The organism is Sporosarcina sp. OR05 (assembly GCF_041414805.1).
Lineage (GTDB): Bacteria > Bacillota > Bacilli > Bacillales_A > Planococcaceae > Sporosarcina > Sporosarcina saromensis.
The window spans coordinates 87,397-101,197 of the sequence record NZ_JANKJL010000007.1 but is presented as its reverse complement, the minus strand read 5'-3'; the positions used below and the strand labels follow the sequence as shown (position 1 = coordinate 101,197).

The following is a 13,801-nucleotide window of genomic DNA, read 5'->3' as shown; positions in this document are numbered from 1 at the left end:
TATTCGTTCACCGATTATTCTTTTGATAAACTATATAAAAAGGGGGAGATTGTATGGTGTTGACCGGTTCACGTTCCAAACAAGCCATTTTACTTGTATTACTTCTTCTCGTACTTGTTAGTAATTTCTTAGCTTATCGACTGCCTGTCATCCCAATTCCGGCTGATTCTCGTGGAGTTGTCATTGGATCGCTGCTCGATTTTACAATTGTCGCGCCACTTTTGATTCTAGCGTTGACGCGAAAAAAGGGCTTTACAATAAAGCGTTTTTTTACATTTATGGTGATGGGGCTAATCGCTGCTCGGTTTATCATTCCTGCTGAACATTTTGCTCCATTTAAGGTTCTTCCTTATGTTGCAATTGGTTTTGAGGGTTTGATTATTCTAGCTGAAATCGGTCTTCTTTTCCTTCTAGCAAAACATTTGCCTGCAATTATTAAAGATCTCAAGCAAAGTAATTCGAGTAGTTTGTTTGCATTTCCTAGACTGGTCAAGGAAAGAGTTTCGGCGCATCCGCTTATTTCTATTATAGCCGCTGAAGTACTAATGTTTTACTATGCGGTTGCATCTTGGAAGCGCCAACCTCCAGTTGGACAGAACTTGTTCACGTTACATCAGAAAACGAGCATGCTTGCGTTTAACATTATGCTCATTCATGCAATCGTCATTGAAACGATAGGAATCCATTGGTGGTTACACGAAAAATCCTTCATCCTTTCAGTTGTTTTACTCGTATTGAATGTATATTCGGTCATCTATTTTATTGCGGATATCCAAGCAATACGCCTTAATCCATTGAAAATGAATGAAGATCATCTTCAACTATCGTTAGGGTTAAGCAAGCGAATGGAAATCCCTTACGAAGCAATTAAGAAAGTAGATTGGGGCACGGACGCAGAGGCTTACCCGTTAAAAGAGAAAAATCTTATCGAATTTATTGCGAGAGATTTTGAAGATGTAAAGCCGCACTGTATTATCTACTTTAACCGTCCATTGAAGGCAACATTGTTTTTAGGAGCAGAAAAGGAATTTAATACAGCTGCAATTCGTGTGGATGAACTTGAACGGTTCAAAAAAACACTTACTGAAAAAGTACACTCACTCTAGCAAAATCAAAAAGATCGTCAACCGAAAAAATACTTTCAGTTGACGGTCTTTCTTTATTCGACACTGGATTGAATTTAACGCAGTGGCTTTTAAAGTTATACAGTCAGAATAACTATTGTGATTATATTCGTTTTAATTTTGTAGATATCTTTCTACTAATGGTTCACCTAAAAGAGTGGCATGAAAGAATTTTGTTAAAATCATTTTGCTATTCCTTATGTACTTGTCTTTTATTCACACTTCCAAATCCTTCAGCTCCATAAATCATGAAGTAGGGTCGTCTAAGACATTAGGTAGATTGTACACAGTAAAGAAAGATCCAGTTTTAGAAATTACGTTAATTAGAAAGCCTTCCATTGTACTAAGCCAATGGAAGGCATTTCGATTATTACTGGGAATTAAAATGGCTGTTGATCAAAATAATTGAGCTCTTCGTCAAATTGAGCATAGTCAAAGTAAATCATAGGCATTAAAAAACGATCCCCAGTGCCACTTTCACTTAAAATGACGTGATCGCGACCGGCAGCTTCGACCATGCCTCGAATCGCGAGCGTATTTTTTCCAGCAGCTAATGCATTTTCGAAAGAGAAGTTGAATGTACCGATTTTTCCTCGGTTCAGACGTAAAATGTTCTCAATATACGATTCTTCCCGAAACGGCGTAGCAGGCGGGCGTCCTCCGCTTGGAATGGTTACTTGTGGTGGTGTCGTCCCTGGCTGTTGTGGTTGAAATCCTGGATACCAATAGTATTGCACGATTTACTCATCCTTTCATGTGGTCAATTACACCTTGGTGTAATTGCGTTTGAATTTTCCCATGGAGGCAATTTTTCGTACTCTGGCTGTCGTTGTTGCGGAGACGACTGAAGCGCGCAACTTCCCTTCATTTTCACGTCTTAAAAAGGGTGGAATATAAGAGAGCTGCTGCATGCTTGTCGATTCGCACAGGTACTGACGGTTATACGCGTGGGCAATCTTCGACGGTAGGGGCAAAGAAGCAATGTGCTTTGTATCTGCCTGTGTTTGGTTGATTGTACCACTGTGGAGGACAAGCTCCAGGTGGTTCGAAAAACCAAAGTGAGCGGGTTGCTGGGTGGAATTTCTCCCCTGCAATTGCCCGTCTTGCCAACTTTTTATCCACCTCACGAGCCCGTTGATAAAAATAGCTTTTTGTCGTCGCTTCAAAGCCTCCTGGACGTTGATAGACCATGTCTTGTATGTTTCGGATTTTCGTGAAATCCAAACAATCCCCCAGAACCCGATTGACCCCTACGTTTCCGACCATGAGCATTCCTAACTGCCCTTCGCCCTCAGCTTCCGATCGCATTAATCGAGCTAACAGATCAACATCCTTGTCAGTGGCCTTAATGACTGCCACGGCATAACCCCCTCAATTCAACGATATGCTCTGCATTCTATGAAAATGACAGAAACTTATATATACTAAGGAAAAGGGGGAGAGCACGCATGCAAATTGATAACCGAATTACAAGTTTCCTATCTTTCTACGAGGAGAAAAAGCCACTTACGCACGATAAACTTGAGCAATATTTCAACGAACACGAAATAATTTTCAAAGACTATTTTCCAATGCATTGTCCAAAAACCGAAGCGCGCATCCAACTGGCGATTGACAAGTACGAAAGTAAAATTGAGGATATCCGTACGATTTCACATACCTTGCCAGCAATTATTGAAGACATTGAAGAGGCTTTTGCACAAACTTATCAATTGGACCTAGATTTAGCATATGTACTAATGGTTGGTACATTCGGTTCCAACGCATTCGTCACGAGAGACAATCGCCGCAAGATCTTTTTTGCTGCAGAAAAGCTATCGGCAAAACATGAACACTTGCAAGTCATTACGGCGCATGAAATCGGTCATGTCACACATTTCGCACTGGCTACACGCCAAGGGATTGACTGGTCGACCATTGATTGGATGCATGGATTGACGACGCTTTTTACAGAAGGAGCCGCGACCTATTTATCAAAGAAAATGGTTCCAGGCCTTCTACAACCGGTCTATTTTACGTACGATGACGAAGGCGCACCATGGGTAGAGTGCTATGAGCGTAATAAAGCAGAAGTGAAACGGCGCTTTTTAGAAGATGCAACAGGGGAATGGGATATGGCGAAGGAACGGGAGTGGTTCCGATTATCCGGTGGGACTTATTTTGGGTACAACCGAATTGGGTACTTACTTGGGACTGATTATATGGAACATCTCATTGAGAAGCTTGGCGAAGAACAGGCATTGACCTTTTGGAACGGCAACGATCTAAAAGCGGATATCTTGAACTGGCTTGCTGAGAAATAAATGCCTGCAATGAAAAGTTATGCCAAATAGAATACACTTATAAGTTCAGGACTCGCAGTATAATAAATTACTTAATTACCCGCGAGTCCTGCTATTATCGTTCTCGGTTAATTAGGTGACTCCTAAATGCCCGTTGCCCCTGAATTTTGTGGCTCGTGGTCAAATAGAGGCTATCTAAATACCCGGCATCTCCGAATATCGTCACTTGCGGTCAAATAGAGAACTTCTAAATGCCCGTCACCCCCATATATCAACGCTTGCGGTCAAATAGAACGCTTCTAAATGCCCGTCACCGCCGAAAATCGTCACTTGCGGTCAAATAGAGGGCTTCTAAATGCCCGTTACCCCCGAAAATCAACGCTTGCGGTCAAATAGAACGCTTCTAAATGCCCGTTACCCCCGAAAATCGTCACTTGCGGTCAAATAGAGGGCTTCTAAATGCCCGTCACCCCCATATATCAACGCTTGCGGTCAAATAGAGGGCTTCTAAATGCCCGTCACCCCCGAATAGCAACGCTTGCGGTCAAATAGAACGCTTCTAAATGCCTCCTGAAATTCCAGCACTCATTGTCCAATATATCCCCTCAAATTCCGTACTACCTCCGAAATATCAACATGCAAGGTACAATTAAGCCCGTCGATGCTCGCTTAATCTTCGGACACAAAATAGTTGGTAGCAAGCAAGTTTCCAGAATTGAGAATACGTGAATACTATGACATGATTAGAATAAATCCATCATAAGGGGTTTATTGCCAGTTGAACGGAAAGGAATGAGGACATTGGCCTTCATATTGAAGAGAAGTAAACTATTCATTTTTTTGATTTTCATATTAATGCTCGTTGGCGTCTACACATTTTTAACGTTGCCCAAACGGGAAATTCCTGAAACGCCGATAGATGTCGTCATGGTGTCTACGATTCTACCGGGTGCTGAACCTGAAGAAGTCGAGTCGTCTGTTACGAATCCATTGGAGCGTGCGATGAAAAAGCTTGATGGCATCGACGCGATGAAGTCCGTATCAGCAAACTCTGCCTCAATCATTACGTTATCGTTGAAAGACGGAATTGATTCAGATCAGACAATTAGCAAAATCCAGCAGGAAGTTCAGCGTTCAGCAGGGGAGTTGCCGGAAAATGCACAAACCCCTGATGTGAAAAAGCTGGACTTGGCGTTTCCGCTGTCCTCCTATATGTTCACGGGAGATGAGGACGCGCTCGCTAACTTAGAGCAATCATTCGTAAAGCTTTCTGATGAAATACGGTCCATTGAAGGTGTAGCAGGTACTACGGTCAAAGGGTTTACAGATAAGCAAATCGAGATTTTAATTGACACCGAAAAGCTTGTGCAAAACCGTTTGCAGCCAGGTGACGTTCTGAGTGCATTGCAACAAGCGAACCAGCCGCTTGCGCTTGGCACGCATGATGATGGCAATGAAAACCTCGTGCTAACGGTCCAACAAGCGACTGGCATCGAGAAATTGAAACAACTACAAGTTGGTGCAACAGCGGTTCCGTTAGATGAAGTTGCGGACATCCAGGAAGTGGCGAAGGAAGCGGAAGACTTCATTACTTTTGAAGGCAATCCTGCAATCTCGTATACGATTTTCTTGCAACCGGGGAAAGACATTCCTTCTATGGATAAAAAGGTTGCGCAAAAAATGGACCGTTTCATTGAAGACCTACCGAACGGGATCACCGCGGTACACTATGAGTCTCAAGCTGAAAACGTCAACACGATCTTTGACAGCTTGTACATTTCACTACTCATTGCAGTGTTGGCGGTTTTAGTTGTAACGACTGCCGGGTTGACGATTTACGGATCATTTGCGGTAGCGCTCACCGTGCTTGCTTCTGTGTTAATTGGCCTGATTCCAATCCCGTATATGGGCGTGGATTTGAATCAAATCTCCGTCATCGGTCTGATTATTGCCATCGGTATACTTGTCGATGACAGCATTGTCGTCAATGACAACATTCAGCGTCGTTATAAGTTAGGGGATGCACCACTTCTTGGTACTGTAAATGGGGTTAAGGAAGTGTACACGTCGATCATCTCATCGAGCCTTGCGATTGTTGTGACGTTTTCACCGTTATTATTGCTGTCAGGTGGAAATGGCGCATTCATCAAGGCATTGCCGAGCATTTTAATCACAACAATTATTGCATCGACGGTGTTGTCTGTGACACTCGTGCCGATGTTGCAATATGTAAAAACGAAGCGACGCAATAAAAAAATCTCAGACACTCCTGGGTTCCTTGGAAAGCCGTTGGAGAAGCTTGCCGTCTTTTATTCCGAAAAAGTGTTACGGTCTGTATTGAAACGTCCGTTGCTCGTCGGATTTGGTGGGTTAGGGATTGCGACAGGATTGTTGTTCCTCGCATTTTTGACACCGTTCGAATTTTTCCCGGCAGCGGATAAAGAAGAAGTGACGATGAATGTTAGGCTGGCGGCAGGCACTTCCATTGAGGAAACCGATGAAGTGTTGAAAGAGATTGTGTCGACAGTTGAGCAAGAAGATAAAGATGTAAAAGAGACGGCCATTTTCACAGGGACCGGTTTGCCGAGCTTGTTTGCAGCATCTATGGACAATGTAGGGGCGAATACTGGGCAGGTAGTGTTCCGTGTTGACCGTGAACAGACAAGTGCATCTGCCTTTATTGAAAAATGGGAGCCTGAGCTGCGGGAGCGATTTGGGGAAGCGGAGATATTCCTCGATACAATCGTTCAAGGACCGCCAGTCGGTGCACCGGTAACGGTTACTGTGACGGGCGATGACATTACTGAGCTTGCATCATTACGGGATGAGCTGAAAGAGCGTTTATTGGCAAACGGGGCAACGATTGTTACAGATAATTTAGGGGCAGCAGTTCCTGCAAATGAATTTGTACCGAACCGCCAAGCGCTTCAAGACAATGGAATTGCGTTAAGCACGGTGACCAACCAATTGCAATTGCTCACACAAGGTGTTCCTTTGTTTAAACTGTATGAAGACAACATTCCTTATCAAGTCGTGTTAAAACAACGAGGCGTGGAAAGTGGAGCGCCAATTGACTTGTCACAGTTTGAACTTCCATCCATGACAGCGGCTGGGGGTCCACCGCAATTTGTCCCATTGAATGAATTGGTTTCAACTGAAGAAACGTCATTGCTCGCACAAATACCACACGAAAATGGTGAGCGGTCGATTACATTGAAAGCATTCGGCGATGCAGATGGATTCAAGGATGCCATGTTAGAGGCGGCAGAAGATGCAAAACAAGATGTACCTGAAGGATACACAATTTCTACAGGTGGAGAGAATTCGGACCAGCAAGCATTCTTTGCTGAAATCGGAATTTTATTCTTAGTTGTCATCTTGCTTGTCTATCTCGTCATTGCGTTCCAATTTAAATCATTTACATTGCCATTCCTCGTGTTGTTTGCGGTGTATTTAGGGATTTCCGGTGCAATCCTCGGATTGTTTATCACGCAAACACCACTCAGTTTCCTTGGCGTCATGGGAATTGTGTCGCTGACCGGTATCGTCGTACGAAACGCGGTCGTGCTCATCGACTTCGTGGAAGCGAGGCGTTTGCAAGGCAACATGAATGTCGTGGAAGCAGTCGTCGAGTCTGGTTATGCACGTATCAAACCGATCGTCTTAACATCCTTGACGTCGATTGTTGCACTCATACCAGTCGCGGCAACGGGAGATCCGCTGTTTGAAGCACTAGCCATCACGATCATTGCTGGTCTGGCCTTCTCCAGTCTGTTTACACTCGTCATGATTCCATCACTCTACTTGGTTTATTACAAGCTGATTGGACATCGCATAGAACGAGCATGAGCAGATAAGTCGAATTACCAAACAACCGAAAAAGGCGCAATTTCGTTCACGATGAACGAAATTGTGCCTTTTTGCATGAGCAATTTGCTAGAGACTTTCCGTTTTCTAAGAAAAAACGAGAATGGTTAACGAACAAGTCGCTTTCCATTCTCGTATTCATATAACACAGGAGCACTTATTAATGCTGTAAAACCTGGCGATGGTAGTAGACTACCTCCAAAAATGACTCGCTCGTGCCCGTGTTTCTAGTCCTCTTAAATCGTAAAGAACGACTTACGTTTCTCCTCATCAAGCAACGTCCCGACAAAGAACGAACCGAACACACCGTAACGCGCACTCACTTCGTCAAAACGCATTTCGTATACTAATTTCTTAAACTGCAACACATCATCCGAGAACAATGTGACGCCCCATTCGAAATCATCGAAGCCGACAGAACCGGAAATGATTTGTTTTACTTTCCCCGCATACCCGCGACCGATCATGCCGTGGCTGCGCATCAATTCCTTACGCTTGTCCATATCGAGCATGTACCAGTTGTCGTTGCCTTCGCGTTTCTTATCCATCGGGTAGAAACAAATGTATTGGTTACGTGGCAACTCTGGGTACAGACGGCCGCGCACATATGGATTTTGATACGGGTCTTCATCTGATTCGCCTGCAAGGTAATTCGACAGTTCGACAACGGACACATAGGAGTACGCCGGAATCGTGTAGTCCGCGATCGTCAATTTATTGAATTCCGTTTCAAGCTCTTGCAATTCATCCATCGTCGGACGTAGCATCATGAGCATGAAATCCGCCTTTTGCCCAACGACTGTATAAAATGCATGTGATCCTGTTTTATTGTCATCCGCTTGTTGAAGCTTTTCTAAAAATGCTAGAAATTCATCGACAGCGGCTTGGCGCTCCTCTTTTGAAATTAACTTCCAAGACGCCCAATCCATCGTCCGTAAATCGTGCAATACATACCAACCATCGAGTGTAATCGCTGCTTCGTTCAAGTGAAATCAAACTCCTTTATATATGGTTTTACTTCTTCCTTTAGTGTAGCACAACCCATTAAGAAACATGTTCATCAACTGTTTAATTCATCAATTCGTCATGAACGGCGAGGTTGTTCGTTCACTCGTTTGTAGTGTATGCTTAAAGCGGAAAAGAACTAGAAAAGAAAAGCGATCAGGCGTGCAGTCCATTGTCGAGGCATCTATGGCAATGAATGGCCTGCATACTATCGTTGCACATACATTCAGGAGAGAAAGAAATGTCCAATTTACAACTAGCAAAATGGCGCTTTATTGATGAATCGATGACCGCTTTAGACCGCTCCGCCCTTGAATCCTTTGCAATGGATGACACGCTTTGCCACCTCGTCGGGCAGAAGGATTCCGTTCCGACCGTCCGAACATGGGTGCATGGAAACACCGTCGTGTTAGGCATTCAAGATCATCGTCTCCCGCATATTGAGGAGGCCTTGCCCATTTTACATGCAGCGGGCTATCAAACAATCGTCCGTAATTCAGGCGGATTAGCTGTCGTCCTTGACGAAGGTGTGCTGAATGTTTCAATCGTCCTCTCTGAACAAGAGGGATCGATTGATATTCCGGAAGGGTATGAAGCGATGCTTGAATTTGTTCGCTTGCTGTTCCCCGAAGCTGCGGACCAAATTGAAGCGTATGAAATTGTAGGATCCTATTGCCCGGGGACATATGACTTGAGTATCAATGGGCGGAAGTTTGCAGGGATTTCGCAAAGACGACTCCGTCAGGGCGTGGCGGTTCAAGTGTATTTGTGCGTGGAGGGCAGTGGTTCCGACCGCGCAGCACTCGTTCGCGATTTATACGAAAAAGGGTTGCAAGGGGAGCAGACGAAATTCACCTACCCAACAATTCAACCTGAAGTGATGGCGTCACTGTCAGAGTTGCTTGGCATGCCGTTGACGGTCAGTGACGTTTGCATTCGCATTCAAATGTTGTTGAACGTCTTATCGGAGAAAGAGGTCCAAATGGGTGGATTGACGTCTGATGAAATGGAATTGTATTTGTTTTATTTGAAACGTGTCGTTGAGCGCAATCAAAAGATGCTCGCACGATGAGCGACAAAAACCGCCAGATCAGTTGACTGGCGGTTCTTTTGATACGAGATTTCCGTTGCGCTCCATTTTGAATACAGGCGCGGTACGGTCTTCTTCTTCAAGTGTGACGAGACGACGGGCACGGTTCATAATCTGCACGAACTGTTCGTAGTCGTTACGGATATTCGCATTCTCTTGGCGGAGTTTTTGAATCTCCTTCTCAAGCTTCTCGACTTTATCATTTGCCATTTTAGCAGTATGCTTCCATCTGAGTGATTCAGAGTCGCCGCCACCTGAATGATGCAAACGAATCAAATACGCAATGACCGTATCAAGTGATAACGCGGACAACGGAACAGCTGCTTTTTCATCCTGCTCCACCCCTGGACTAGGGTTATATAGTTGCTGTGTACGACGCTTGAAATCAGCCCCTAAAACGCGCATTGCCTGTTTCCGTTCCTTTTTCGCCTCTGCCAATTCCTTTTCGTATTCGCGGCGAACGACGGCGTTCCATCTAAATCCGCAAGCGGCCGCGGTCCGATTGAGCGCATCGCCGACCTCTTCAAACGCACTAAGCTGTGTACTGCCTTCACGGACATGTCGAAGTACCGTCTCAGCTAATAAAATATCATTTTCCTCAAGCCATGCATCCTGTCTAACTTTCACCATCTCCTTGCCTCCTGCCATGTTAATAGTCTCTTTCTTACGGTCAGTGTGTACAGACAATGAACCTTTTATTCATTCAAACTGGAACACTTTCCAAAAAATATCACTTTATTTCAAGGAAATCCGTCCTTTTTTCATCTACCGTTCCGCAGTCTTTTTGATATACTTAAGAAAATGCATGGACGGAGGGGCACGATGGATTATAAGAATGAGAAACTGGCTGAAGAGAAAGTGTTCAAGGATCCCGTTCACCGGTACATCCATGTGCGCGACAAAGTAATTTGGGATGTGATTGGAACGAGGGAGTTCCAGCGTCTCCGTAGAATCAAACAGCTCGGGACGACGTATCTCGTTTTTCATGGTGCCGAACATACTCGATTCCAACACTCGCTCGGCGTCTATGAAATTGTGAGACGGATCATTGATGATGGTTTCAGCGGACGTGCGGAGTGGAATGATGAAGAACGGTTAGTAACATTATGCGCCGCCTTGTTGCATGATCTCGGGCACGGTCCTTTTTCGCATGCGTTTGAAAAAGTGTTTACACTCGATCACGAATATTTTACACAAGCGATTTTAACGGGGGACACGGAAGTGAATGCGGTCCTCCGAAACGTTTCGCCTGATTTTCCGCAAAAAGTGGCGGATGTCATTGGCAAAATCTATCCGGATAAGCTCGTCGTCAGTTTGATTTCAAGCCAGATTGATGCAGATCGCATGGATTATTTGCAACGCGATGCGTATTATACCGGTGTTTCTTACGGTCATTTCGACATGGAGCGGATTTTGCGTGTTATGCGTCCAGACGAAGAACAAGTCGTCATTAAATCGAGCGGCATGCACGCCGTCGAAGATTACATCATGAGCCGTTACCAAATGTACTGGCAAGTTTATTTCCACCCGGTGTCAAGAAGTGCGGAAGTAATCTTAATGAAAATCTTGCACCGCGCAAAGCATTTACATGCGGCAGGCTATTCATTCAAATATGATCCAGTGCCGTTTCAATCATTCTTTGACCGATCGATTGAGCTTGAAGACTACATCGCGCTCGATGAACACGTACTCATGACGTATTTTCAATGGTGGCGAAAAGAGGACGATGCGATTCTATCGGATCTATGCAATCGATTCCTCGATCGGAAACTCTTTCAATACGCAGAGTTCGATCCCGCGACGGAATACCGCAAAATCGGCGAGCTCGAGCAATTGTTCAAAGAAGCGGGCATTGAACCAGAATACTATTTAGTGACCGATTCTTCATCGGATTTGCCGTATGATTTCTATCGTCCCGGCGAGGAGAATGAAAGAGTGCCGATCTACTTGCAATTGCCGAGCGGTGAGTTGCGCGAGCTATCCCGTTCATCGGAAATCGTCGATGCTATATCCGGCAAACGACGGACCGACCATAAAATCTATTTCCCGGAAGACCTCTTTGAAGCAAAACAAGAGGAACAGCCATTGTATAAACAGATTCTCGAAATGCTACGAAAATAGGAAGGAGAGGGAATACTTGCTGCAAGAACACGCCAAAATCGTACAATTTATCGCACTAGCAAACGAAGTAAGTGGCCGGAAAAAGTTGCAGAAAATGATTTACATCGCCAAGAAGATGAACTTCCCGTTTGCCGAAAAATACGAACTACATATGTACGGACCTTATTCCGAGGAATTGACCCTCCGCGTCGAAGAACTATGCGAAATGGGATTCCTCTCTGAAAACTGCACAGACAAAGGCTCCTACGTTCAATATCGCTACAATGTCACAGACGAAGGCCAACGATTCCTCGAGACCGCCGACAGCCCACATGCAAAACTACACGACTGCATCGAAAAGCTCAACGGCAAAAGCTCACGCTTCCTCGAACTCGTCTCAACCGTCCTGTACTTCGATCACCTCCCACAAACCGAGCAAATCGAAAAAGTACACATCGTCAAAAACAAACTCAACTACACCGAAGCCGAAATGGCCGACGCCTTCGCCTTCATCACAGATCTCCAATCATGCACCCGAGCATGAACAAAGCCTTTCCCTTTACTAGCACAGGGAAGGGCTTTTCTTTTTGCAATCGCGTAATAGGCCCGCATACTAGCTACGGCAATCCGCATTCATTGTAGGCCAAATGCCGCAAACTCCCTCCGAACAAAGCATAACGAGGCAGAACACCGCGAAACGCCGCAAAAGCCTCTAGAACGCGGCATAACATCTCCAAACGCCGCATACTGCTCTGAAACGCGGCATAACATCTCCAAACGCCGCATACTGCTCCGAAACGCGGCATAATTTCTCCAAACACAGCAAATCGCCTCTAAGCAAACCGTTAATTTGTCAAAAGCCATTTGGCGCGATTAGGAATTGTTATGAAAAATTCACCTTCCGCGTTCTCGTGGATTTTACAATATCAAAAGCGGCAAACTTCGCTGGATCGCGGCATAATATCTCCAAACGCCGCAAACTGCTCCGAAACACGGCATAATTTCTCCAAACACAGCAAATCGCCTCTAAGCAAACCGTTAATTTGTCAAAAGCATTAGGCACGAGCAGGAAGCACTTTTGAAAAATATCCACCCGCGGTCTCATTAATTGAATAATAGCAAACGCGGCAAACTTCGCTGGATCGCGGCATAACTTCTCCAAACGCCGCAAACTTCGCCGAAACGCAGCATAACATCTCCAAACGCCGCATACTGCTCCGAAACGCGGCATAATTTCTCCAAACACAGCAAATCGCCTCTAAGCAAACCGTTAATTTGTCAAAAGCATTAGGCGCGAGCAGGAAGCGCTTTTGAAAAATATCCACCCGCGGTCTCATTAATTGATCAATAGCAAACGCGGCAAACTTCGCTGGATCGCGGCATAACTTCTCCAAACGCCGCATACTTCACCAAAACGCGGCATAACTTCTCCAAACGCGGCAAACTTCTCCGAAACGCCGCATAAATCCTCCAATCGCCGCATAACCCCCACAAAAAAACAATGCAAGGATCATCATCCTCGCATCGCCCCAATCATACCTTATCACTCAACCGCTGTCCCGCTACCGCGTAATGGTTTTTCGGCATTTCCTCGATGAACACGACGACGTTCTCGATCGGTGCGCCGGTAGTTTCCGCGACAGTTTGACTGACTTTCTCACAAAGGTTGCGTTTTTGCTCTTCGGTGCGGCCTTCAAGCATTTTTACAGTTACATATGGCATACCATTTCCCCCTTTCGCTTAAACTTATGTATAGTGTATATAATAACAGAGTGGGAGGGGTTATTGGAATGTCGAATGAACAGAAACCAAAACAGAAAATGGGATTCACCATTATAAAAGATGATCCAACTGATGGACATGGAGGCTTCGGTATCGGTTCCTTGTCATTGGAAAACGTCTCGCCGGTCATCGTTGATATCGAAGAAGGGGTCGCGCGTATTGAAATCGGGGCGATGCACGCACGGAGTGACACGGAACGCGGCATCAAATTTACGACGAATCGGGAAGACTCTGAAGGCGGAAAACCGTATTGGCTCGTCTGGGTAACCATCGATTTCAATGCCAACGGACCGTATTATGCTGGAGTGACAGCGTGCGAAATGATCGTTAACCGTGAAAAACGACGCGGCTATAAAATTCTTGCGGACCACGTCAATCGAATGGACAAATCGATGAAACGCCAAATCATCGTTGACCATATGGATGACACGTCCAAAAAGATTCTCGCTGATTTCCTTTCAAGTCATAATCAAGAGATGTGGGACAATAGCGAACCAAAACTACGTGTGGATTTAGGTGTGGACTCACCTGAATTATGAACAAAATGTGAC

General features: G+C 45.0%; 12 protein-coding genes. 7 read left to right on the top strand and 5 right to left on the bottom strand.

The annotated features are described in order from the left end of the window. Nucleotides 1–53: 53 nt before the first annotated feature. Nucleotides 54–1,106 (top strand): beta-carotene 15,15'-monooxygenase, encoded by a 1,053-nt coding sequence (locus NRI27_RS11855; protein ID WP_371390855.1) that lies wholly within the window; start codon nt 54–56, stop codon nt 1,104–1,106. A gap of 398 nt (nt 1,107–1,504) precedes the next feature. On the opposite strand, the gene gerQ is transcribed toward NRI27_RS11855, so the two are convergent. Together gerQ and NRI27_RS11845 are read right to left on the bottom strand one after the other, a co-directional pair. Continuing rightward, nucleotides 1,505–1,864, bottom strand: coding sequence for a spore coat protein GerQ (gene gerQ / locus NRI27_RS11850; protein WP_371390904.1), 360 nt, complete (start codon nt 1,862–1,864; stop codon nt 1,505–1,507). A gap of 199 nt (nt 1,865–2,063) precedes the next feature. Further along, entirely contained in the window at nt 2,064–2,483 is a 420-nt protein-coding gene (locus tag NRI27_RS11845; RefSeq protein ID WP_371390854.1) for a cell wall hydrolase, read from the bottom strand. Nucleotides 2,484–2,572: 89 nt separating this feature from the next. Here NRI27_RS11845 and NRI27_RS11840 point away from each other — a divergent pair, with 89 nt between their 5' ends. Together NRI27_RS11840 and NRI27_RS11835 are read left to right on the top strand one after the other, a co-directional pair. Beyond that, nucleotides 2,573–3,427 carry an aminopeptidase gene (locus tag NRI27_RS11840; RefSeq protein WP_371390853.1) on the top strand — a complete coding sequence of 285 codons (855 nt, stop codon included), beginning with the start codon at nt 2,573–2,575 and terminating at the stop codon, nt 3,425–3,427. 780 nt (nt 3,428–4,207) lie between these two features. Then, entirely contained in the window at nt 4,208–7,255 is a 3,048-nt protein-coding gene (locus tag NRI27_RS11835) for an efflux RND transporter permease subunit (protein ID WP_371390852.1), read from the top strand. 254 nt (nt 7,256–7,509) lie between these two features. On the opposite strand, the gene hemQ is transcribed toward NRI27_RS11835, so the two are convergent. After that, complete coding sequence (gene hemQ, locus NRI27_RS11830; protein WP_371390851.1) at nt 7,510–8,259, bottom strand: hydrogen peroxide-dependent heme synthase; 750 nt, start codon at nt 8,257–8,259, stop codon at nt 7,510–7,512. A 260-nt stretch (nt 8,260–8,519) separates the two neighbouring features. Here hemQ and lipL point away from each other — a divergent pair, with 260 nt between their 5' ends. Further along, nucleotides 8,520–9,350: an octanoyl-[GcvH]:protein N-octanoyltransferase gene (gene lipL / locus NRI27_RS11825; RefSeq protein WP_371390850.1), complete on the top strand. Its 831-nt coding sequence runs from the start codon at nt 8,520–8,522 to the stop codon at nt 9,348–9,350. Nucleotides 9,351–9,368: 18 nt separating this feature from the next. Here lipL and NRI27_RS11820 read toward each other — a convergent pair whose 3' ends face one another. Beyond that, complete coding sequence (locus NRI27_RS11820) at nt 9,369–9,998, bottom strand: RsfA family transcriptional regulator (protein ID WP_317944589.1); 630 nt, start codon at nt 9,996–9,998, stop codon at nt 9,369–9,371. A gap of 192 nt (nt 9,999–10,190) precedes the next feature. Between NRI27_RS11820 and NRI27_RS11815 the strand changes: the two genes are divergently transcribed. Together NRI27_RS11815 and NRI27_RS11810 are read left to right on the top strand one after the other, a co-directional pair. After that, on the top strand, nt 10,191–11,489 hold the full coding sequence (locus tag NRI27_RS11815) for an HD domain-containing protein (protein WP_317944587.1): 1,299 nt from the start codon (nt 10,191–10,193) through the stop codon (nt 11,487–11,489). Between the two features lie 16 nt (nt 11,490–11,505). Beyond that, the gene (locus NRI27_RS11810) at nt 11,506–12,012 is read left to right on the top strand and encodes a YwgA family protein (RefSeq protein WP_371390849.1); all 507 of its coding nucleotides are present in this window, start codon (nt 11,506–11,508) and stop codon (nt 12,010–12,012) included. A gap of 989 nt (nt 12,013–13,001) precedes the next feature. On the opposite strand, the gene NRI27_RS11805 is transcribed toward NRI27_RS11810, so the two are convergent. Further along, complete coding sequence (locus NRI27_RS11805; RefSeq protein WP_371390848.1) at nt 13,002–13,190, bottom strand: 2-hydroxymuconate tautomerase; 189 nt, start codon at nt 13,188–13,190, stop codon at nt 13,002–13,004. A 68-nt stretch (nt 13,191–13,258) separates the two neighbouring features. On the opposite strand from NRI27_RS11805, the gene NRI27_RS11800 reads away from it, so the two are divergent. Then, the gene (locus tag NRI27_RS11800; RefSeq protein WP_317944583.1) at nt 13,259–13,789 is read left to right on the top strand and encodes a YwhD family protein; all 531 of its coding nucleotides are present in this window, start codon (nt 13,259–13,261) and stop codon (nt 13,787–13,789) included. The last annotated feature ends 12 nt before the right edge of the window (nt 13,790–13,801 follow it).